Annotated in this window: 18 protein-coding genes and 1 CRISPR repeat array; of the genes, 11 read left to right on the plus strand and 7 right to left on the minus strand. The window is 65.8% G+C overall.

The window, feature by feature from the left end:
- The first annotated feature begins 147 nt into the window (after positions 1–147).
- The 6 genes from ACXAFN_RS10460 to ACXAFN_RS10485 all read left to right on the plus strand — a co-directional run bounded on the left by ACXAFN_RS10460 (position 148) and on the right by ACXAFN_RS10485 (position 6,085).
- Positions 148–477: a hypothetical protein gene (locus ACXAFN_RS10460; protein ID WP_474988494.1), complete on the plus strand. Its 330-nt coding sequence runs from the start codon at positions 148–150 to the stop codon at positions 475–477.
- 186 nt (positions 478–663) lie between these two features.
- Positions 664–2,106 carry a sodium-dependent transporter gene (locus ACXAFN_RS10465; RefSeq protein WP_474988496.1) on the plus strand — a complete coding sequence of 481 codons (1,443 nt, stop codon included), beginning with the start codon at positions 664–666 and terminating at the stop codon, positions 2,104–2,106.
- 76 nt (positions 2,107–2,182) lie between these two features.
- On the plus strand, positions 2,183–2,953 hold the full coding sequence (locus tag ACXAFN_RS10470; protein ID WP_474988498.1) for an ABC transporter ATP-binding protein: 771 nt from the start codon (positions 2,183–2,185) through the stop codon (positions 2,951–2,953).
- 90 nt (positions 2,954–3,043) lie between these two features.
- A complete protein-coding gene (locus ACXAFN_RS10475) occupies positions 3,044–3,748 on the plus strand; it encodes an ABC transporter ATP-binding protein (RefSeq protein ID WP_474988499.1) in 705 nt (234 codons plus the stop codon).
- Between the two features lie 31 nt (positions 3,749–3,779).
- Positions 3,780–4,784: a branched-chain amino acid ABC transporter permease gene (locus ACXAFN_RS10480; protein ID WP_474988501.1), complete on the plus strand. Its 1,005-nt coding sequence runs from the start codon at positions 3,780–3,782 to the stop codon at positions 4,782–4,784.
- Positions 4,784–6,085 carry a branched-chain amino acid ABC transporter permease gene (locus ACXAFN_RS10485; protein ID WP_474988503.1) on the plus strand — a complete coding sequence of 434 codons (1,302 nt, stop codon included), beginning with the start codon at positions 4,784–4,786 and terminating at the stop codon, positions 6,083–6,085. The genes ACXAFN_RS10480 and ACXAFN_RS10485 overlap by 1 nt, the downstream gene beginning before the upstream one ends.
- Before the next feature lie 296 nt (positions 6,086–6,381).
- Here ACXAFN_RS10485 and ACXAFN_RS10490 read toward each other — a convergent pair whose 3' ends face one another.
- Positions 6,382–7,596, minus strand: a complete 1,215-nt coding sequence (locus tag ACXAFN_RS10490; RefSeq protein WP_474988505.1) for an ABC transporter substrate-binding protein — start codon at positions 7,594–7,596, stop codon at positions 6,382–6,384.
- 240 nt (positions 7,597–7,836) lie between these two features.
- Between ACXAFN_RS10490 and ACXAFN_RS10495 the strand changes: the two genes are divergently transcribed.
- The 3 genes from ACXAFN_RS10495 to ACXAFN_RS10505 all read left to right on the plus strand — a co-directional run bounded on the left by ACXAFN_RS10495 (position 7,837) and on the right by ACXAFN_RS10505 (position 11,078).
- Positions 7,837–8,577 carry a dienelactone hydrolase family protein gene (locus tag ACXAFN_RS10495; RefSeq protein WP_474988507.1) on the plus strand — a complete coding sequence of 247 codons (741 nt, stop codon included), beginning with the start codon at positions 7,837–7,839 and terminating at the stop codon, positions 8,575–8,577.
- Between the two features lie 111 nt (positions 8,578–8,688).
- Positions 8,689–9,945 (plus strand): dicarboxylate/amino acid:cation symporter, encoded by a 1,257-nt coding sequence (locus ACXAFN_RS10500; protein ID WP_474988508.1) that lies wholly within the window; start codon positions 8,689–8,691, stop codon positions 9,943–9,945.
- 77 nt (positions 9,946–10,022) lie between these two features.
- Positions 10,023–11,078, plus strand: coding sequence for a C45 family autoproteolytic acyltransferase/hydolase (locus tag ACXAFN_RS10505; RefSeq protein WP_474988510.1), 1,056 nt, complete (start codon positions 10,023–10,025; stop codon positions 11,076–11,078).
- A 288-nt stretch (positions 11,079–11,366) separates the two neighbouring features.
- On the opposite strand, the gene ACXAFN_RS10510 is transcribed toward ACXAFN_RS10505, so the two are convergent.
- Complete coding sequence (locus ACXAFN_RS10510; RefSeq protein ID WP_474988512.1) at positions 11,367–11,618, minus strand: hypothetical protein; 252 nt, start codon at positions 11,616–11,618, stop codon at positions 11,367–11,369.
- A 191-nt stretch (positions 11,619–11,809) separates the two neighbouring features.
- Between ACXAFN_RS10510 and ACXAFN_RS10515 the strand changes: the two genes are divergently transcribed.
- Positions 11,810–13,351 carry an alkaline phosphatase D family protein gene (locus ACXAFN_RS10515; protein WP_474988513.1) on the plus strand — a complete coding sequence of 514 codons (1,542 nt, stop codon included), beginning with the start codon at positions 11,810–11,812 and terminating at the stop codon, positions 13,349–13,351.
- 57 nt (positions 13,352–13,408) lie between these two features.
- On the opposite strand, the gene ACXAFN_RS10520 is transcribed toward ACXAFN_RS10515, so the two are convergent.
- A complete protein-coding gene (locus ACXAFN_RS10520; protein ID WP_474988515.1) occupies positions 13,409–13,999 on the minus strand; it encodes a DUF4202 domain-containing protein in 591 nt (196 codons plus the stop codon).
- Between the two features lie 148 nt (positions 14,000–14,147).
- Between ACXAFN_RS10520 and ACXAFN_RS10525 the strand changes: the two genes are divergently transcribed.
- Positions 14,148–15,074 carry a glycerophosphodiester phosphodiesterase gene (locus ACXAFN_RS10525; protein ID WP_474988516.1) on the plus strand — a complete coding sequence of 309 codons (927 nt, stop codon included), beginning with the start codon at positions 14,148–14,150 and terminating at the stop codon, positions 15,072–15,074.
- Between the two features lie 101 nt (positions 15,075–15,175).
- Positions 15,176–17,964: direct repeats of the CRISPR family, unit length 28 nt; unit sequence TTTCTGAGCTACCTGGGCGGCAGCCAAC.
- A gap of 129 nt (positions 17,965–18,093) precedes the next feature.
- On the opposite strand, the gene cas6f is transcribed toward ACXAFN_RS10525, so the two are convergent.
- Genes cas6f through csy1 form a run of 4 tightly spaced genes read right to left on the minus strand, consistent with a single transcriptional unit; the run spans position 18,094 to position 22,040 of the window.
- Complete coding sequence (cas6f, locus tag ACXAFN_RS10530; RefSeq protein WP_474988517.1) at positions 18,094–18,663, minus strand: type I-F CRISPR-associated endoribonuclease Cas6/Csy4; 570 nt, start codon at positions 18,661–18,663, stop codon at positions 18,094–18,096.
- A 3-nt stretch (positions 18,664–18,666) separates the two neighbouring features.
- On the minus strand, positions 18,667–19,704 hold the full coding sequence (gene csy3 / locus ACXAFN_RS10535) for a type I-F CRISPR-associated protein Csy3 (RefSeq protein ID WP_474988519.1): 1,038 nt from the start codon (positions 19,702–19,704) through the stop codon (positions 18,667–18,669).
- 15 nt (positions 19,705–19,719) lie between these two features.
- Positions 19,720–20,697 carry a type I-F CRISPR-associated protein Csy2 gene (gene csy2, locus ACXAFN_RS10540; RefSeq protein WP_474988520.1) on the minus strand — a complete coding sequence of 326 codons (978 nt, stop codon included), beginning with the start codon at positions 20,695–20,697 and terminating at the stop codon, positions 19,720–19,722.
- Positions 20,694–22,040 carry a type I-F CRISPR-associated protein Csy1 gene (gene csy1, locus ACXAFN_RS10545; RefSeq protein ID WP_474988521.1) on the minus strand — a complete coding sequence of 449 codons (1,347 nt, stop codon included), beginning with the start codon at positions 22,038–22,040 and terminating at the stop codon, positions 20,694–20,696. Before csy1 ends, csy2 begins: the two co-directional genes overlap by 4 nt.
- Between the last annotated feature and the right edge of the window lie 252 nt (positions 22,041–22,292).

A 22,292-nucleotide genomic window follows, 5' to 3' on the forward strand; every position in this document is an offset into this window, starting at 1 on the left:
GCCGTCGCCTCGGCGACCATGACACACAGAGAGCCCGCCGCCCGGCGGGCTCTTTGCGTCGGCGCCGGGGCCCGCTGCGTTGATGGCCTCCGCCCGCCGCCGGAGGCTATGCTGAAGTCTCCATCTTTCTCCATGGAGGCGAGTCCGATGCACAAGCACGTCGAATGGGACGACCCCGGCAACGCCAGCGTGGAACGCTACTACGCCGACCATCCCCAGGACTATCCGGAGCCCCACGAGGGCAGCATCATCAGCGCGCACTTCCAGCACTTCACCGTACGCGTGCGGGTGGAGGCCCATGTCGAGGGCACCAGCATCGGCGAGGTCGTCGCGCTGATCGCCGACGACAACGGCCGCCGCGAACAGAGCATCGGCGAGCTGTCGATCGGCGATACCGTGCGACTGCCCGATGCCCAGCGTGCCCTGGAGCCGCCTCATCCCGAGGCGGAGGCGGATGACGAGGACGAACAGGACTGAGCCGGGGCGCGGATTGCCATCCGCGCGGCCAACGCCCCCTAAACGCAAGTCGACTAGTCAAGGGCCCCGGGTCTATCGCAGAGTTGATGGCCACAGAGCTGGACATCCCAGCGCAGGACATCGCGGCCCACTCTTCAATGACCCACAAGGTCATGGCGCGAGGCCGACACGCAATGCGGATACCCGATGAGCACGCACAACGTCTGGACGCACAAGGGAACCTTTCTGCTCGCCGCGGTCGGCTCGGCGGTGGGGCTCGGCAACCTGTGGCGCTTCCCCTACCTGGCCGGTGAGAACGGCGGCGGCGCCTTCCTGCTGATCTATGCGCTGACCATCTTCGCGGTCGGCATCCCGATCCTGATCGCCGAGATCATGCTCGGCCGCAACAGCCGTCGCAGCCCGATCATGGGCATGCGCTTTCTGACCCGCACCCATCAGACCTCGCGGGCCTGGGAGTCGATCGGCTGGCTGGGCGCCGTGTCGGCCTTCCTCATCCTGAGCTTCTACTCGGTAATCGCCGGCTGGGCGATCCACTACACCGGGCGCATGCTCACCGGCTCGCTGTCCGGCGCCGACGCGACCACCGTGGCCGCCGGCTTCGATGCCCTGCTGGCCTCGCCGGCGCTGCTGACCCTCTACCACAGCCTGTTCATCGGCGCCTCCGCGCTGGTGGTCGGGCTCGGCATCCACCGCGGCATCGAGAACGGCCTGCGCATCCTGATGCCGGCGCTGTTCGCGATCCTGATGGTGGTGCTGGCCTATGCGGCGACGATCGGCGACCTTCGCGGCGCCGCGGACTTCCTGTTCACCTTCAATATCGCCGACCTGAGCCTCGAGGGCTGGCTGGCGGCCATGGGCCAGTCGTTCTTCACCCTGAGCCTCGGCATGGGCGCCATCATGGCCTACGGCGCCTACATGTCCGGCGAGGCCTCGCTGACCCGCACCGCCTTCACCATCGCCATCGTCGACACCGCGGTGGCGCTGATCGCCGGCCTGGCGATCTTCGCGCTGGTGTTCGGGGCAGGGCTGGACCCGGCCGAGGGCCCGGGGCTGATGTTCGTCACCCTGCCGCTGGCCTTCGCCGAGATGCCCGGCGGCGCCCTGCTCGGCGCCGTCTTCTTCATCCTGGTGCTGGGCGCGGCGCTGAGCTCGTCGATCTCGCTGATCGAGCCGGTGGCCGCCTACCTGGTCGAGCGCTTCGACCTCAGCCGCCCCCAGGCGGTCTCCGCCATGGTGGTGGCCAGCTGGGCGCTGGGCCTGCTCACGGTGTTCAGCTTCAATCACTGGGCCCAGGGCTCGCCCTTCCATGATCTCGTCGGTCGCAGCCCCTTCGGCCTGCTCGAGCTGCTCACCAACATTCTCATGCCGCTGGGCGGGCTGCTGATCGCGCTGTTCGCCGGCTGGTCCCTGACCCATGGCGAAGTGACCAAGGAGATGCGCACCGGCGAGACCTGGTTCCGCGTGTGGCGCCTGCTGGTGCGCTTCGTGGCTCCGGCCGCCGTGGCCTTCGTGTTCCTGCGCACCATCCCCCAGGTGCAGGGCTACTGGCTCCCCACCATCGGGGCCGTGGTGATCGTCGGCGCCTTCGCCGCCGGCCGCAGCTTCCTGGCGGAGCGCCATGCCTCATGAGCCGCTCCGCCACAGCCCACGATGACGAGGCGCCAACGGCGCTCAACAACAACGAACAACCCATCACAGGTGTGACATGTCAGCCATCATCGACGTCCGACACGTCAACAAGGCCTTCGGCGGCCTCAAGGTCATCAACGACTGCTCCCTCCAGGTCGAGGAAGGCTCGATCACCGGCCTGATCGGCCCCAACGGCGCCGGCAAGTCGACGCTGTTCAACATCATCGCCGGGGCCCTGCCGCTGGACAGCGGCGAGATTCGCTTCGACGGCGAGGACATCACCAACCGCCCGGCCGACCAGCTGTTTCACCAGGGGCTGCTGCGCACCTTCCAGATCGCCCACGAGTTCTCCAACCTGACGGCGCTGGAGAACCTGATGATGGTGCCGCCCGGGCAGGCCGGCGAGAACCTCTTCGCCGCCTGGCTCAAGCCGGGCGAGGTGCGCCGCGAGGAGGCCGAGGTGCGGCGCCGGGCACTGGAGGTGATCGACTTCGTCGGCCTGCGCCACGTGCGCAACGAGCTCGCCGGTAACCTCTCCGGCGGCCAGAAGAAGCTCCTCGAGCTGGGCCGCACCATGATGACCGACGCCAAGGTGGTGCTGCTCGACGAGATCGCCGCCGGGGTCAACCGCACCCTGCTCGGCGACCTGGTCGGCAACATCGAGCGCCTCAACCGCGAGATGGGCTACACCTTCCTGGTCATCGAGCACGACATGGAGATGATCGCGCGGCTCTGCGATCCGGTGATCGTGCTCGCCCAGGGCAGCGTGATGGTCGAGGGCAGCATCCAGGAGATCCAGAACAACCCCGAGGTCATCGAGGCCTACTTTGGTTCGCCGGCGGCCTAGGGCTCTCCGGCGGCCGAGACTCACCGCGGCACCACAACAACGACGGGGCGGCCGGATCCCGCCCGATAACGACAACGCAGAGAACCCTCTATGCCACTACTCGACGCACGCGACGTGCATGGCGGCTACGGCGGCATGAACATCCTCAACGGGGTGGACATGGCCATCGAGGCCGACGAGATCGGCGTCATCGTCGGCCCCAACGGCGCCGGCAAGTCGACCATGCTCAAGGCCATCTTCGGCCTGCTCCATGTCAGCCAGGGCGAGATCCTGCTGCGCGGCGACCCTATCCACAACCTGCCGCCCAACCGGCTCGTCCAGCGGGGCATGGGCTTCGTGCCCCAGGAATACAACGTCTTCCCCAGCCTGACGGTGAAGGAAAACCTGCAGATGGGCGCCTACCTCAAGCCCGGCAACGTCAAGCGCATGCTGAGCCGGATCTACGAGTTCTTCCCGCCACTCTACGACAAGCGTCACCAGCCCGCCGGCGAGCTCTCCGGCGGCCAGCGCCAGATGGTCGCCATGGGCCGGGCGCTGATGGCCGAGCCCGAGGTGCTGCTCCTCGACGAACCCACCGCCGGGCTATCGCCGCTGTACATGAACGAGATCTTCGAGCGGGTGAAGGAGGTCAACGCCGCCGGCGTCGGCATCCTGATGGTCGAGCAGAACGCCAAGCAGGCGCTGGCCATCGCCGACAAGGGCTTCGTGCTGGCCGCCGGCCAGAACCGCTTCACCGACACCGGCGCGGCCCTGCTGGCCGACCCGGAAGTCGCCAAGAGCTTCCTGGGCGGCTGAGCCCGCCACGACGGCACATCGGAGAGACCCCGTGAACGAACTCGTTTTCTTCATCAACAACGTGTTGATCGCCGGCAGCGTGGCCGGTTCGATCTACGCCATCGGCGCGGTGGGCGTGACGCTGATCTTCAGCATCATGCGCTTCGCCCACTTCGCCCATGGCGACATGATGACCTTCGGCGCCTTCATGGTGCTGCTGCTCACGACGCTGTTCCCCCAGGCCGGCGCGGCCATCGGCGTGCCCACGCCGCTGATCATGCTGCCGCTGGCCATGGCGCTGACCGCGCTGCTGGCGGTGGGCATCGACCGCACCTTCTACAAGCCGCTGCGCGCCCACGGCGTCAAGCCGATCGTCATGGTCATCGCCTCGCTGGGCGTGACCCTGATGCTGCAAGGGCTGATCCGGCTGTTCGCCGGCACCGGCGGCGAGAGCCTCTACGTCGACGACCGCAAGGAAATCTTCCGACTCCCGCTGCCCATCGAGGGCGTGCGGGTGCCGGTGGTGATCACCGAGCCCCAGCTCTACCTGTTCGCGCTGACCCTGATCAGCGTGGTGGCGCTGCACTTCTTCCTGTCGCGCTCGCGGCTCGGCAAGGCGATGCGGGCGATGTCCGACAACCCGGCGCTGGCCCAGGCCTCGGGCATCAACACCAACACCATCGTCGCCGTGACCTGGGTGCTCGCCGGGGGCCTGGCCGCCATCGCCGGCACCCTGCTGTCGCTGGACGTGACCTTCAAGCCCGACCTGAGCTTCTTCCTGCTGCTGCCGATCTTCGCCGCGGCCATCGTCGGCGGCGTGGGCCACCCCTATGGCGCCATCGCCGGCGGCTTCGTGGTGGGCTTCGCCGAGACCCTGGCGGTGTTCAACTGGGGCATCCTGCTCAGGCCCTTCCGCGACAGCCTGCCCGAGTGGCTCGCCCTGCCCGGCAACCTGGCCTTCGTCGGCACCGAATACAAGATCGTGGTGCCCTTCTTCATCCTGGTCGCCATCCTGGTGTGGCGCCCCACCGGCATCTTCAAGGGCAAGGTGATCTGATGAGCACGACACGCACCGATACCGTCGCCGCCCCGCGCCGCTTCCCGCTGCGCGAGGTCATTCTCTTCGTGGCCCTGCTGGTCGCCGTGCTCGGCGTCTACGCCGTCATGGGCGCCGCCTACAGCACCCGCATGCTGGTCGAGGCCGCCTGCTACGCCATCCTGGCCCTGGGCCTGACCATCCAGTGGGGCTACGCCGGCCAGTTCAACGCCGGGGTCATGGGCTTCGTGGCGCTGGGGGGCTTCTGCGCCATGTTCTTCAGCGTGCCGGTCAACGACGCCTTCTGGGGCAGCGAGCTACCCGGCGAGCTGGGCGTGGTACTGGCCTACATCGTCGGCGCCGCCGCCCTGGTGTTCGGCGCCTCCCGGCTCGACCGGGTCGGGGTGCCGAGGAAGCTGCGCACCGCCTTCACCGTGGTGCTGGCCGTGGTGCTCTACCTGGTGGTGATCAGCGCTTTTCGCGAGGTGGCCGGCGAGATCGAGTCCCAGGCCGGCTTCATCGGCGGCCTGGGCCTGCCCCCCTGGGTCGGCTGGATCGTCGGCGGCGCGCTGGCCGGCGGCGTGGGCTACTTCATCGGCCATATCTGCCTGGGCCTGCGCAGCGACTACCTGGCCATCGCCACCATCGGCATCGCCGAGATCATCAAGGCGTTCCTCAAGAACTCCGACTGGCTGACCCGCGGCACCGCCACCGTCTCGCCGCTGCCCTGGCCGGTGCCCGGCCCCGCCGAGGTCGGCTTCACCCTGGCCCGCGCGCTCTACCTGTCGGTGACGGCGGTGCTGATCGCGGCGATCTTCTTCCTGCTGCATCGCGCCTATCACGCTCCCTGGGGGCGCATGATCCGCGCCATCCGCGACAACGAGATCTCGTCCGCGGCCATGGGCAAGAGCATCAACCAGCGCCGGCTGGAGATCTTCGTGCTGGGCTGCATCCTGATGGGCATCGGCGGCGCCGTGCTGGCGAGCTTCAACAGCCTGTTCGATCCCCAGGGCTACCTGCCGCTCAACCACACCTTCCTGGTGCTGGTGATGGTCATCCTCGGCGGCCCCGGCAACAACCTGGGTACCATCTTCGGCGCCGTGGCGGTGTACATCATCTGGCTGATGTCCGAGCCGCTGGCGCTGTTCCTGATGGAGCTGGCGGTGCACTTCGGCGAGAACACCTTCGGCTGGGACGCTCCGGCCAGCATGGACAGCCGCGCCCTGCAGGCCCGGGTGTTCGTGATCGGCCTGCTGATCACCCTGGTGCTGCGCTTCGCGCCCAAGGGGCTCTTGCCCGAGAAGACCAAGCACGTGGATTGATGGTGGGTGAAAAAAGGTGAAGAGCCAGGCGTGAGGAGAAAGCACATCGCCTGACGCCTGCCCGCTGACCGACGACGCAATGGCCCCGGCGATCCCGGGGCCATTGCGTTTGGAGGAGCCTCGGGAGCCCAGTGGGAACGCTCTTCAGAGCGCGATCCGCCGCGCCAGCGGTGGCAGAGCCGGCCTCCACCGAGGGAACAGATGCACGGGGCTCCTTCCCCCTTCCCCCTCACCCAACACAAAAAGACCCCGGCGGTTACCCGCCGGGGTCTTTGGCACGCCTGGATGCGAGGGAATTATTCCTCGTCGGCGTCGACGTACCCCTGGATGGTGAAGGTGCCGTCCTCGACCAGCATCTCCTGCACCACGCCCGGCACGTCACCGTTGTCGTCGAACTCGTGGGTGCCGGAGGCGCCCTCGTAGTTGATCTCGGTGCCGGCGGCGATCAGCTCCTTGGCCTTCTCCCATTCGCCGGGCAGGACCACCTCGCCCGGGGCGGTGGCCACGCTGCGCAGCGCCTCGCTCAGGCCCTCGCGCTCGGCGTTGCCGTTCTGCTCGATGGCCAGGCCGAGCAGGAAGGCGGCGTCGTAGGCCTGGGCGGCGAACACCGCGCTGGGGTCGATGCCGGCGGCCTGGGCCTGCTGGTTGAACATGGCAGTCCCCGGCAGTTCCGGGCTGCCCGGGCGGGTGGCGATCATGCCGTTGAGCACGTCGGCGCCGATGGCCTCGACCAGGCTGTCGCCGACCATGCCGTCGCCGCCCACGTACTGGCCGAACATGCCGCTCTCGTAGGCCTGGCGCAGCACGGTCTGGCCGGAGGTATCGGCATAGGCCAGCACCACCAGGGTCTGGGCGCCGGTGGCGGCCAGGGTGCCCAGCTCGGAGCGGTAGTCGGCGCGGTTGTCCTCGTGGGCGAGGTTCTCGGTCACCGTGCCACCGCCGTTCTCGTAGGCCGCCACAAAGGCGTCCGCCAGGCCCTGGCCGTAGTCGTTGTTGACGTAGGTGACCGCCACCTCCTGGATGCCCTTGTCGAGCAGCAGCTTGGCCAGCATCTCGCCCTGGAAGGCATCGGAGGGCACGGTGCGGAAGACCAGGTCGTTGTCGTCCAGCTCGGTGACCGCCGGGGCCGTGGAGGCCGGCGACACCATAGTCACGCCGCCGGGAATGGCGGCGTTGTTGGCCGCGGCGATGGTGGCACCGGTACACAGCGCCCCGACGATGGCCGTGACCTGCTCGGTGTTGACCATGCGGTCGGCCGCGTTGGAGGCCGCCGAGGCATCGGAACAGGTGGTATCGCCGGTGGGCATGACGATGTCCTGGCCGTCCAGCACCCCGCCCTGCTCGTTGATCTGCTGCACCGCCAGGTTGGCGCCGTCGAAGATCGGCGGGGTCAGGCTCTCGATGCCGCCGGTGAAGCCACCGAGAAAGCCGACCTTGACCTCGGCCTGGGCCATGCCGGAGAGGGCCAGGGTGGTGGCGGCCACCGCCGTCGCTAGAACGCGTTTCTTCATGGTTGTTGGTCTCGCTCTGGTTGCTCGGAACATCCGCTGCGCGAATCACACCTCCAATCTGGAAGGCCGTCGCCCAAAACACAAGCCCCGGCTGCCAACGCTGGGCGCCCTCTGTCGGCCGGCAACACCTTGATTGGCAAACGGCTATTCCCGAGCATCAGCGATCGAACGGGCGCTTCAACGCTGCTCGAACAGGGCGGCCTATACTGAGGGGCTCCATCGTCACTCACAGAGGTCACCATGAAGCGACTGCTGACGACCCTCGCCCTCGCCGGCCTGGCCACCGCCGCCCAGGCCGATGGCCAGGCCATCGACTATACGGTGGGCGACACGCCCTTCACCGGCTACTTCGCCCCGGCCGCCGGCGAGCCCAAGGGCACGGTGCTGATCATTCACGACTGGGACGGGCTCACCGACTACGAGCACCGCCGCGCCGAGATGCTCGCCGAGCAGGGCTACGACGCCTTCGCCGTCGACCTCTACGGCCGCGGCAACCGCCCGGTGGAAACCGCGGCCAAGAAGGCCGAGACGGCGCGGCTCTACGAGGACCGCGCGCGCATGCGCGAGCTGACCCTGGCCGGCCTGGCCGAGGCTCGCGCCCAGGGCGCGGCGGCGCCGACCGTGGTGATGGGCTACTGCTTCGGCGGCGCCGTGGTGCTGGAGCTGGCCCGCAGTAGCGCGGCCGAGGACGTGCACGGCTACGCCACCTTCCATGGCGGCCTGGCCACCCCCGAGGGCCAGGGCTACGGCCCCGATACCGCGCCGATCCTGGTCGCCCACGGCGGCGCCGACGAGGCCATCCCCATGGAGGACGCGGCGGCGCTGTCCCGGGAGCTCGAGGCCGCCGGGGTCACCTACGAGATCGAGGTCTACTCCGGGGCGCCCCACGCCTTCACTGTCTTCGACGGCGACCGCTACCAGGCGCGGGCGGACGAGAAGTCATGGGCGGCGTTTCACGACCTGCTCGAGGAGGTGCTGTAACCCAGCGGAAGGACGCATTTCTGCAAGTACCCCGTGACGCCTTTCTGTAGAATCGCCAGCCGGCATTGTTTCTTGCTGCCAAATGGCGAAACGACAGAAAGGAGTCACCCCTTGTCCCATTCCACGACGGCCGCCGGCGAGAGCCTCTGGCGGCGCATTCCCCTGTGGCAAAAGATCCTCGCCGGCCTGGTGCTGGGCGTGCTGACCGGCGCCCTGCTCGGCGAGGACGCCAGCCTCTTCAAGCCGCTCGGCGACATCTTCATCAACGCCATCAAGATGCTGATCGTGCCGCTGGTGTTCTCCACCCTGGTGGTGGGCATCACCGCCATGCGCGACCCGCAGAAGATGGGCCGCATCGGCGCCCGCACCATCGCGCTCTACCTGCTGACCACGGCCTTCGCCATCGCCATCGGCCTGCTCGCCTCCTGGCTCTTTCAGCCCGGCGTGGGCCTGGACATGAGCTTCGAGACCGGCGTCGAGGCCAAGGAGGCGCCGAGCCTGACCGAGATCCTGGTCGGCCTGGTGCCCCAGAACCCCATCGACGCCCTGGCCAGCGGCAACATCCTGCAGATCATCGTGTTCGCCATCGGGCTCGGCATCTCGCTGACCCTGATCGGCGACAAGGGCGAGCCGGTGGTGAAGGTCTTCGAGAGCTTCGCCGAGGCCATGGTCAAGCTGACCAACATCGTCATGGCCTTCGCGCCGATCGGCGTGTTCGGGCTGATCGCCCACGTGGCGGGGAGCTACGGCCTCGAAGTATTGCTGCCGCTGGCCAAGGTGATCGGCGTGGCCTACCTGGCAAGCGCGCTGCACGTGGTGCTGGTCTACTCCGGGCTCTTGGCGCTGCTCGGCCGGCTGAACCCGCTGCGCTACCTGCAGGGCATCCTCGACGCCCTGGTGGTGGCCTACTCCTCGGCGTCGTCCTCCGGCACCCTGCCTGTCTCGCTGCGCTGCGCCAGGAACAACCTCGGCGTCTCCGAGGGCGTGGCCGGCTTCGTGCTGCCGGTGGGCGCCACCATCAACATGGACGGCACCGCCATCTACCAGGGCGTGGTCGCGGTGTTCATCGCCCAGCTGGTCGGCGTCGACCTGAGCCTGATGGATTACGGCATGATCATCGTCACCGGCACCCTGGCCTCGATCGGCACCGCCGGCGTGCCGGGCGCGGGGCTGGTGATGCTGTCCATCGTCATGGCCCAGATCGGCCTGCCGCTGGAAGCCATCGCGGTGATCGCCGGCATCGACCGCATCCTCGACATGGCCCGCACCAGCGTCAACGTGGCCGGCGACCTGATGGTCACCACCCTGGTCGGCAAGAGTGAAGGCGAGCTGGACGAAGCGGTCTACAACGCACACCGCAAGAGCTGATGGCGTCCCGGGCGGGCAGCCTCGCCCGTTCGGCGCATGCTAAAGTGACCTCAGGATGCCCCGCACCGGAGGTCACCATGCAGCTCAGCGTCTTCTCAGGCTCCCGGAGCGAGCTCGGCGAGGCCCACGGCCACGCCCACGCCGCCCTGATCACCCACAGCCTCGAGGTCTACGACCGGCTGTTCCACGACTTCGTCGGCATCGGCTGGGCCGAGGCCCGGCGCACCGCCGAGCGCTTCCTGCCGATGATCGAGCGCGGCTTCCCCGAGATCCTCGACGAGATGGCCGGCATCGCCCGCGGCGCCGGCCTCGACCTCGAGGACATCCTCACCCTCAACTGCCGCAGCGAGATCTCGCTGACCCAGGCCAGCGGTGGCTGCACCGCCTTCTCGGTGAACCGCGACGGCACCCAGTGGCTGGCCCAGAACTGGGACTGGCGCAGCGACCAGTTGCACAACGTGGTGGCCCTGGAGCTGTATCCGGAGGGCGCCCCGGCGCTGGTCAGCATCGGCGAGGCCGGCATGGTGGCCAAGATCGGCATGAACGCCCGCGGCGTGGGGGTGTGCCTCAACGCCATCCGCTCGCAGACCTGCGGCGAGGGGCTGCCGATCCACGTGGCGCTGCGCAAGATCCTCGAGGCGGAAGACCTGGACCAGGCGATCCGGGTGGCCAGCCACGACCGAGTCTGCTCCCCCGCCCACTTCCTGATCGCCGGCGGCGACGGCCGCGCCACCGGCTTCGAGGTGCACCCCGGCCTGCCCGGCGTGCTGGAGCCCCGCGGCGGCGCGGTCACTCACACCAACCACCTCTACGCCGAGACCGCCACCTGCCAGGTGGAAGACTTCCCTCGCCCGGATTCCCGGCTGCGGCTGGCGCGCATCGACCGGCTGCTGCACGAGCGGCTGCCGCTGGGCGCGACCATCGACGCCGCGACGCTGTTCGCGATCCTCTCCGACCACGACAGCGCGCCCTCCTCGATCTGCCGGCACTTCAATCCCGACCAGCCGGCGGAGGAGCGCATGGAGACGCTGTTCGCGGTGGTCATGGACCTCACCGCCCGGCGCCTCACGCTGCGTCACGGCAAGCCCTGCGAGAGCGAGGACACCCTAGAGGTGCAGCTCGACGCCGGCTGAATCGAACTCATCTAGAGGGCATCCGATGCCTGAAAAGTCGTCGAGCGAAGGCTAGCGCTAGGCCCGTTCCCTACGGGCCAACGCACTTCCCACTTCCATGTGGGTCGCAAGGCAAAAATCGTCGACAAATCGGCAGGGATTGCCGATTTGGGCAGCTCCGCTGCTCGAAGAGCGAGTGACAGGATGTCACGAGTCAAAAGCCGGAGTTTACGAGCTGTAAATGAGGACTTTGACCGGGCTCGCGCACGAGCCGATTTTTAACGCCGTATAGCCGAGCGCAGATACTTTTCAAACCCGCCGCCAGGCGCCCAGCTTGGGCGCCTCATCCAACTCCCCCTTGAGATAGCGCTCGGTGGTGCGCAGGAAGCTGCGCAGGTGCTCGGCGATGGCCTCATCGCGGCGCAGCTCGGCCAGGTCCGGATCCTCGTCGCCGGACGCCACGCACGGCGCCCAGGCCAGGCGCACCGAGCAGGCGCTGACGTCGCAGATCTGCAGGCTGGAAGTGGCGCCGCGAGACGCCGCCTGGATGTGATAAGCCATGTCATCCTCCCGATAGGCACAATTGATGATAACGATTATCAATTGCAAATATCGGCGCTTTATCCCGCCTTGTCAAATCGGCGTCGGCCGGTCATGCAACGGTCACCGCGGATTCACGCGGCTGCCAAGTCGTCGTCATGCCCCGCCGGCATCATCGTCGGCGCCCCCAAGCCCAGAGGAAGGAATCGATCATGCGCATGACGCGACGCGGCATACTCAAGCTCGGCCTGGCCGGCGCCACCACCCTCGGCACCGGCCTGGTCGCCCCCGGCATCGTGCTGGCCGAGGGCCGGCGCCCGGTCGTCGACGGCGACGTGATGAGCGGCGACATGCTCGCCGACCGCGCCATGCTGTGGTCGCGGGTCGACCGACCGGCGCGGATGATGATCGAGATCGCCGACAACCCCGAGTTCCGCGGCGCCCGCCGGCTGCAGGGCCCCGAGGCGCTGCCGGCCGGCGGCCTCACCGCCAAGCTGGATGCCACCGGCCTCGGCGGCATGGATGAGGTGCACTACCGCGTGCGTTTCGCCGCCCTGGGCGATCACCGCGCGCTCAGCGAGCCGGTCACCGGCCGGCTGCGGCTGCCCCCGCAAACCCGACGCGACGTGCGCTTCGTGTGGTCCGGCGACACCGCCGGCCAGGGCTGGGGCATCGACGAAGCGCGCGGCGGCATGACCACCTACGCCACCATGCGCGAGCAGCGCCCCGACTTCTTCATCCACTCCGGCGACACCGTCTACGCCGACGGCCCGCTCCAGGAGAGCGTCGAGTTGGCCGACGGCACGCTGTGGCGCAACCGGATGACGCCGGAGAAGCTGAAGGTGGCCGAGACCCTGCAGGAATTCCGCGGCCAGCACGCCTACAACCTGCTGGACGCCAACGTGCGCCGATTCAACGCCGAGGTGCCGATGCTGGCCCAGTGGGACGACCACGAGACCACCAACAACTGGTACCCCGGCGAGCTGCTGGCAGACGACCGCTACACCGAGAAGAACGCCTCGCTGCTCGCCGCCCGCGGCCGCCGGGCCTTTCTGGAGCACACGCCGCTGCGCCAACGCCCCGAGGCGCCCGGGCGCATCCATCGCCGCTTCCCCTACGGGCCCGGCCTGGAAGTGTTCATGCTCGACATGCGCACCTTCCGCGCCGCCAACGACCGCAACCACCAGGCCGATGGCGCCGACCTGCTCGGCGCCGAGCAGCTGCGCTGGCTGCTGAGCGCACTGCGTGATTCCACGGCCACCTGGAAGGTCATCGCCTCCGACATGCCGATCGGCCTGGTGGTGCGCGACGGCGAGCGCTTCGAGGCCGTGGCCAACGACGAGGGCGGCCAGCCGCTGGGCCGCGAGCGGGAGATCGCCCGGCTGCTCAAGGCGATCCGCGATGAAGATATCCACAACGTGGTGTGGCTCACCGCCGACGTGCACTACACCGCGGCCCACCACTACTCGCCGGAGCGTGCGAGCTTCCAGGACTTCGCGCCGTTCTGGGAATTCGTCAGCGGCCCGCTGCACGCCGGCACCTTCGGCCCCGGCGAGCTGGATGCCACCTTCGGCCCCGAGGTGGTGTTCCAGAAGGCGCCGCCGGAAGGCCAGGCCAACCTGCCGCCCTCCGACGGCTACCAGTTCTTCGGCCAGGTCGACCTGGACGGCGAGAGCGAGACGCTGACCGTGACCCTGAAGGACGCGGCGGGCCAGTCGCTGCATCGCCAGGTGCTGGAGCCCCAATGGGCCTGATCCTTGCACCGCCGGCCGGCCGACGCTCATGCGCCTGGCCGGCGGCGCGCGCTCCGCTCAGCCCGCCAGCGCTTCCTCCACCAGACGCCGCGCCTCGTCGCTCATCGGCAGCCCCAGGGCCAGCTCGTGGGCCTGGGGCGACATCTTCTTCCAGGTCTTCTGGACGATGCGGATCAGGTGGTCGTGGTCGACCTGCTTGGAGAAATCGGCGAAGTAGTTCTCCAGGAACACCAGGCAGGCGCAGTCCTCCACCGCCTGGGTGCCCGCGTCGCGGCCCAGGCCCTGCTTGCGGATCATCGCCGCCACCCGCTCGGCATCGTCATCCGCGTAGCCGGCTTCGCGCATCAGCGTCGCCGTCGTCTCGCCAGCGCGCTTGCCCTGGTCGCGCCGCCAGGTGAGGTAGCCCACCCGGCCCTCCGGATAGTCGCCGCGCGGCACTTGCCAGCGCTGCAGGTGCTGGCCGCGCACCGCCAGGCGCACCAGTTCGTCCGGCGCCGAATCCAAGGCCTCCAGCCAGGCGCTCATGCGCCCGGCGTGCCACAGTTCCAGGGGCAGGGACTCCCCGGCCACCTCCACCCGGCGCGGATCCTCGGCGTGCAGGGCATCCAGGGTGGCGAGCGCCTGTTCATAGGGGGTCGTCGTGCTCACGGGGTGTCTCCTCTTGGTCTCGGTGCTGTCACCCTGCCATGTAAGCATGTCGAGGCGACGCTGACAGCCGCGCGTTCTCGAACGAACGTTTGCTAGTCGGCATCGAGGACGCTAGGTTATTGCACAGCCATTCAATAAAAGGACGCTTATGAACACCGCCATTCGACTCCCGCTCGCCACCGCCCTCGCCCTGGGGCTCGCCGCCCCGCTCGCGGCCCAGGCCGACGCCCTCGAGCAGCAGCTCGCCGACCTGCAGGACTTCCAGGTCATCGCCCACCGCGGGGCCAGCGGCCACGCCCCGGAGCACACCTGGGCGGCCTACGAGAAGGCCCGCGAGATGGGTGCCGACTACCTCGAACTGGACCTGCACATGAGCGCCGACGGCGAGCTGATGGTGATCCACGACGAGACCCTGGAGCGCACCACCGACGGCGAAGGCCGGGTCAAGGAGCACACCCTCGAGGCGCTCAAGGCGCTGGACGCCGGCTCCTGGTTCAACCAGGCCCACCCCGAGCACGCCGACGACGCCTACGCCGGCGCCGAGCTGCTGACCCTCGACGAGGTGATCGACCGCTACGGCACCGACGTGCGCTACTACATCGAGACCAAGTCGCCCGAGCGCTACCCCGAGCTGCAGCGCGCCCTGGTCGAGACCCTCGAGGCCGAGGGCCTGGTCGAATCCGGCTCGGTGGTCATCCAGTCGTTCAGCCAGGACAGCCTGCAGCAGGTCCACTCGCTCAACGCCGACATCCCGCTGGTACAGCTGGTGTGGTACTACCTCGAAGAGGACGGCGACGGCCTGGCCGAGTGGACCGGCGTGACCCCGGCCCCGGCCGAGATCAGCGACGCCGACTTCCAGGCCATCGCCGACTACGCCGTGGGCATCGGCACCAACGTCACCTACGAAGGCGAAGACGTCATCGACGCCGGCTTCGTCGAACAGGCCCACGCCAACGGGCTGCTGGTGCACCCCTACACCATCAACGACACCGAGGAGATGCAGCGGCTGCTGGACTGGGGCGTGGACGGCATGTTCACCAACTTTCCGGATCGGTTGAAGGGGATGGTGGAGTAACCCACCCTCAGTCAGCGCTGCCGTACAGGCCACCCCCGTTATAGCTGAACTGCCTGTGCGGCAGCCAAGAGGCGGAGCTCTCGCAGCTGCGCCGGGAGCGTTTTCTGAGCTGCCTGGGCGGCAGCCAACCAGACTTGCCCATCGCTCCAGTTCGGGATGCTTTTCTGAGCTGCCTGGGCGGCAGCCAACAGCGCCACCCGCACCACCGCGCCCGGCACCAATTTCTGAGCTGCCTGGGCGGCAGCCAACGTGTCCTCGTCATGCCGGTTGGATGTCTTCGATTTCTGAGCTGCCTGGGCGGCAGCCAACTCGCCCAGCAGCCCCGCCACCTGCCACTCCGTTTTCTGAGCTGCCTGGGCGGCAGCCAACGTGAAGTCGGGCCAGATCACCATCACCTCGCGTTTCTGAGCTGCCTGGGCGGCAGCCAACGCCCAGCCCAACCACCACCATCGCGCTCGGCTTTTCTAAGCTGCCTGGGCGGCAGCCAACGTGCTCTATAGCACCGGCCGCCGCCCCGCTTATTTCTGAGCTGCCTGGGCGGCAGCCAACGTCCCCTCGCAAAGCGTCACCGACCCCGACGATTTCTGAGCTGCCTGGGCGGCAGCCAACGTGTGCGTGTCGCGGCAATACTGGGACCGCCGTTTCTGAGCTGCCTGGGCGGCAGCCAACCGAGCATCACCGGCGAGGCGGGCAGCAACATTTTTCTGAGCTGCCTGGGCGGCAGCCAACCGAGCATCACCGGCGAGGCGGGCAGCAACATTTTTCTGAGCTGCCTGGGCGGCAGCCAACCTGGTGGGCCTCGGCTCTGCCCGGGTGAAATCTTTCTGAGCTACCTGGGCGGCAGCCAACACGGTGCCTCATGGGCGAGGCTTTTCGGTGAGTTTCTGAGCTACCTGGGCGGCAGCCAACAACTCCTGATAAGCCTGTTGCGTTGGCAGCATTTTCTGAGCTACCTGGGCGGCAGCCAACGACCGTTGATGTCTCTTGACTCAGGTTATCTTTTTCTGAGCTACCTGGGCGGCAGCCAACCGAAATGGTCGAGAACGTCCTGCTTGGTCATGTTTCTGAGCTACCTGGGCGGCAGCCAACCACTGGCCGTGAGGCGTTGCTGTGGCGGAAGCTTTCTGAGCTACCTGGGCGGCAGCCAACACGCTCGTCACCGACGACATCGCCCGGGACGATTTCTGAGCTACCTGGGCGGCAGCCAACGCGGTGTCGCTCACCGCAACCGGCGGCAGGAATTTCTGAGCTACCTGGGCGGCAGCCAACGCCGACGCCAGCGCCCTGGTCACCGCCGACGATTTCTGAGCTACCTGGGCGGCAGCCAACGGCCTACACCATGCCCGGCGGCAGCGACGACATTTCTGAGCTACCTGGGCGGCAGCCAACGACCTGCTCGGCGGCCTCCTCGGTCATCTCGTTTTCTGAGCTACCTGGGCGGCAGCCAACGTCAACGCCCGCGTCCTCGGTCACCTCGACCATTTCTGAGCTACCTGGGCGGCAGCCAACCGCGAGGGGCTGGGCATCTACGGCATTCGCGTTTTCTGAGCTACCTGGGCGGCAGCCAACCTGCCGGCGTCCGGTATCCGCCTGCTGGGCTGTTTCTGAGCTACCTGGGCGGCAGCCAACGCAGAGCGCTATGACGCCATCGCCACCGTCAATTTCTGAGCTACCTGGGCGGCAGCCAACTATGGCGAGCTGGCCCAGCGCCACGACGAGCTTTTCTGAGCTACCTGGGCGGCAGCCAACATGGTGGCCGCCGGTACCGGGGCCACGCTGCCTTTCTGAGCTACCTGGGCGGCAGCCAACGTCCAGGCTGTCGGCGTTGATCCGGTCGGCCATTTCTGAGCTACCTGGGCGGCAGCCAACGCGGCCTCGGGCTCGCTTTCCTCGATGTCGTAGTTTCTGAGCTACCTGGGCGGCAGCCAACTCGGGCTCGGCGGGCTGGTGGTCGCCGGCCATTTTCTGAGCTACCTGGGCGGCAGCCAACGTGAAGTTGTTGACGAAGTCCATGGCGCCGGTTTTCTGAGCTACCTGGGCGGCAGCCAACAGCGCCCAGCGCGGCGCGCTGACATTTCTCATTTTCTGAGCTACCTGGGCGGCAGCCAACGACGGGTCGTTGCGGGTGGTCGCCTGCACGGTTTTCTGAGCTACCTGGGCGGCAGCCAACACCTCGTAGTAGACCGGCAGCGGGCGCTTGCTTTTCTGAGCTACCTGGGCGGCAGCCAACGCGTGCAATGGACGGTGCATGATGAGGTGGTCTTTCTGAGCTACCTGGGCGGCAGCCAACGGGCAACCCGATCCCGAGACGCAGATCAAGATTTTCTGAGCTACCTGGGCGGCAGCCAACCTACCACCTGACCGGCCGCTACCCCGACTGGTTTTCTGAGCTACCTGGGCGGCAGCCAACCGCACTTACAACACCACCAACTCCAGCCAGCATTTCTGAGCTACCTGGGCGGCAGCCAACGACGTAAATAGACAAAACCCCGCCTAGTGCGGTTTCTGAGCTACCTGGGCGGCAGCCAACGGGCCGGAACCCACCCCGACCCCCGTCCCCGATTTCTGAGCTACCTGGGCGGCAGCCAACGGTGGGCATCTGGCGCTGCGTGATGGGCAGGTTTTCTGAGCTACCTGGGCGGCAGCCAACACGCGGCGGGCGGCCCGTTGGTAGGCATATCGTTTCTGAGCTACCTGGGCGGCAGCCAACCCTCCACGGCGGCGTCGATGTGCGCCTGGGCATTTCTGAGCTACCTGGGCGGCAGCCAACGTGGCCTGCATCACCCAGGCCGAGCCGTTCCATTTCTGAGCTACCTGGGCGGCAGCCAACGACGTGTTGGCCCGGGGCTCGACGGTGCTGGTTTTCTGAGCTACCTGGGCGGCAGCCAACTAGAACGATTCAAAGGTAAGCGACTGATTGTTAAAGAGCAATGGCTTGATAGAACAACGCCTCCCTTTTCAGAGAGGCGCTGCTAACTTCTTGTTTTTTCGAGCCGATCAGGGGCGCCTGTAAAAAGGGTCAGAACCAGGGCACAGTCGCCTCACCACTCAATCCGTAATAGTTGAAGCAACCTGCAATAGGCTGCGATTGTGGTTGGCCATGCTCAATAAACAGCGCAAACCGCTGCCCACTGGAGCGGCTGCTGACCTGCACGAAAGGCAGGGCGATCTGCCGCGCGGCAGGTGCCTCCATCAAGCGCTGCGCTTCTTCAACCTCAATGCTGTGTCGTTGTGCATACCGCTTCGCTCGGCTGAGGCCCCCGGTGTTGAACTGTCGGCGCCGAACAATCCGGTACTGCGCTTCGGCGGGTACTGCTTTTACAGGATCCAATGTGACGTGGTCGTGCATACCAGTGAGCCACGGGATCGCCATCAGTTGCTCCAACCGCGACTGATCAGCATGCAATCGCAGCCGATCGCCCGGCGTGCGAGCACGCACGCCGGTCTTGTGATCGGGGAAGCTGACGCCGATATCATCGGCCTCCAGATCAAAAAGAGCACGATGCAACTTGCTGTATAGCGCCCCCATCAGCATCGCAGGCTGGAAATCCGGATCGGGCCGTAGGCGAATATCGAGATAATGATCCATGATTTACCCCGCATCGCCGAACACGCCACCACGAATAAGGGTCGCCATCACGAAGTGCTGCTGTTCTGTAGGAGGTACCTTATCCTTTAACAGCCAGTTATCGAGCAGGTTGTAGAAGTCAACTTTCTGCTTCGGCTGACGGTAAGCACTCCCCTGAGTGGTCACAGAGCCATAGGGTTCCACTGCGATGGGGCCAAGGTCGCTGCCGTCTTCCGGCGTCGGATACCAGGTATCGATCGTACGCAGGGCATTGCCCAGTTTCTGGGAGTGGATGGCGGCATTTTTATCGTCACCAATGCTATAGAGTGTCTTGCTCTTGTCTCCCCGGCTGCGATCCAGAATCAGCTCCTGTGAAGGGAAGACTTCCTGCCCGGCACCGACACGGGCAAAGGCCACCACATCCAGTAGAAGATGTTGGCTTTCGCCAGCCAGCGCTGCGTTTATGAGCTCGCCTAGCTCAAGAGTCTCTTTGCTGCCCTCGAAGCTTCGCAGGGAGCGATTGAGCGCACTGAAGGTCCACTGCTTCTCGGCTTTCCCATCCTTAATCCGGCTGACGATGACTTCGACCTCTTCGGCACCGACACGATTACGCCACAGGAAACGGCCATTGGCGAGATTGCAGGCATAGCGGTGAGCGAGCTCGCCAAAGCCGTGCTCGTTGACGTAGCCCGTTACCGTCTGCGCCAGTTTCTTCTGGTATTCGGCATTGTTGCAGGCGGAAGGCGTACCCGCTCCGGCCAGTACGCGCAGCGTGAAATGCACAGCCAAAGTGTCGGCATCATGCGGCAGCGCTGCGACATCGACTGTCTGCAGATTGGGGTTCTCAATGGCGGCATCTAGCTTGGCCGGATCTTGATCCTTGGCCTTCAGCCGGTTGGAAATGGTGCCACGAACTGATTTTTCTCGGACTGGGATGCCACTCCACTTCGCATATTGATTGCGGTCATCCCAGTTGCCAGCACTGAACAGTGCGTCGGATGGATCGAGCTTGCGCTCGAAGGCGAGGACGGAAGCAGTTTTGAGTGCGTCGTTCTTGGCCATGAGAGGTATCCTGCGTCAGTCGTTAGTCAAAGTGTCGATATAATCGTTGCTCAAGCGATAGAGACCACGTTCGCGGTCATTCTCCACGAACCACATCAGAGCTTCGGGATGCTTGATTCGGTGAGGGCTTACCCATTCGCCGATGGAGTAGAGGCTTTCGACAAACTGGAACGGCACCTCAGGGTCTCGGGCATTAGCCACCGTGCCCGGATCGAACAGATCGGAAATGGCACCGTAGCCCACCGGGATAGGCACTAGCCAGCCGGTATACGGGCGACGAACCTCCCAACTGACTTTGTCCTTGCCGTTATCGTCTTCACTCCTGGTGATCCGACATTCATGATTGAGCCGCGACAGGTCGAGCCAGGCATCCAGTGGTGTAGTCCTGTCGTCGTTCGCTTTCAGCGTGGCGGTATGCTCCGTGAGCCGGTCATCCCGAAGTACCAGCGCAAATCCTGGCAACAGCTTGCGCTTGAGCCTGCGCCACTGCTTTGCACCTTTTTCCTCATCGGCATCGAAACTGATCAGTTCCGGCCGGTGGCGTCGTTCACCAAGGCGAGGCGGCATCACACTGCCACCTGCAATACGCATGCCCTGCACTTGCTGATAAAGCTGTTGAGCAATGACCTGACGGCGTTCTGCGCTTGCCAGGTCGTCGCTACCGTCTGCCTCAACGCCGATAAGCAATGAAACTTCCAGATGTGCCCGGCCCTCCTCGACGATAGCCGCGGTGCTGCCCGTCTTGTCTACAGGATTACGAGTAAGGTGGAAGGCACGAGTGAAGCTACCCGATGTGACCTGAGGATCGAGGCGATGACAGACCACCCCGATCTCGTTGAAGACCAGTTTGATATCATCCGGAAGGTTGCGCTCCAGCGCCTGCATCAGTCCCATGAAGGCACTCATGGCAGGAAAGCCCCAGGTCATTGGGCTGGAGATGGTATTGGCGCTCTGGATACGCAGCCGGGGAAGCAGAAGAAGATGCTGGATCATGCCGCGCCTCCTCGATCATCGTCTTCATCACGTAGAGCTTCTTGCAGATCGTCGAGCTGTTGGCGGAACTCTTTCACGATGCCCTCAAACTGACGTTTCCAGTGATGGTGTTCCGCATCACCGAGACTGAGAGGGCTTTTGTCGCTCAGTTCACGGTTAAGCCAGCTGGCCGCACGAGAGCTGATGGCTTCATGCCAGTTTGACTGCCGGCGCGCCTCGGCAAACTCGCTATCCTCATCGGCTCGCCCTGGATCCAGCCAATACTGCTCTTCTGGGGCCAACTGACACTTCTCATCCGCCGTCCAGCCAGGCGCCAAGGAGTGGATATCGAATGTGAACAGCATCAGCTCGTCGACCAGCATGGAGGTGAGGTCGTCGCGCAGGTCACGAGTGTGCATGTTCTTGGCAGGATCCGTTTCCAGAAAGCGCTTGAGCTCATCCACGATGCGCCAAACGTTCGGGCGCCTTTTGAAGGCTCGGAAGGGGTCTCGCATCGGTGCGTACACCTCGCGCGACTCCCAGTTTGGCGGTAACGATGCCAGCAGATAATTCTGGCCGCCTCGTTCACTATTGAGCTGCGAGATGTTCTGCGGCTTGGTGCCGCCGAGTTTCTGGACGGCCAGATTGGGGTAGCTAGTATAGCCACCTTCAAATGGCGCCTTGTCTTTCAACGCCTTACGTGCCGCCTTGTTGTGATCGCCAAAGAACCAGGTGTTGGGACTGACCTGCGCATAGAAACGGTGGGTAAGCGCAGTGGCATAGAGCGGCGCCAGCAGGTGGTAGCTTTTATCATCGGTAGGGTCATCGCCGACCAGCCAATAGAGCTGTTTACCCATCACATGGGAGCTAGGCATCCCCTTGGGCTCGGTGATGCTAGCGAAGGCGCGTACCCAGCTTTCGGCTTCCTCGCGATCCTGGCTCAAGGCATCGATCAAAGCTTCGTCGAATTCGAGCGCCCGCTCCAGCAGCGTACGCCCTTGCCACTCCAGTTTCAGGAACTTGTAGACATCCAGTGCTGCCGCGTTGCCGACGACGTCGCCCTGAAAATCGGCAGGCAGGCAGTAACTACCTACCAGGCCACTTTGGTTCAGCTGGCCGGGCTCGACGTAGAGGTTCGTGCCCTTGGCATCCGGGTGAATCGCCTTCAAGGAGTGCGTGACCACCTGAAGCTGGCCGACGCGACGGGCCGCATCGGCCAGCCAGGTTTGTGGCTCGAACTGCTGCTGTAGACCAAGATACTTGGGATCGTCCGCTGAGAGCTTTTCCGTCTTGGTCGCGAAGCGGTCATGGATGAACCATTCGACCAGGTCGCGTATGGACGCATGGTGTTGGGGTTCTGGCATAGGTTCCCTGCCTTAGCTTGGGTGGTATGCCCAAGGCATGTCATAATGAGCCCCAAGCGTGGTAACGCTTGGGGCATGGTTGGGCCAAACTACTCGTCTCTTCTAACGGGACGATAGCCAATCATCCACACACCTCCTTGCTCTTCCCAAAGCAGGTCACACGTTATCGATGCTTTGCTCGCCCATTGAGTGGCCACTCATTGGGCGAGCACCCAGCCCGGCAGTGCCAAGCTTGATATCAAAGTACCCCAC

This window comes from Halomonas sp. ABH4_019 (assembly GCF_056159885.1).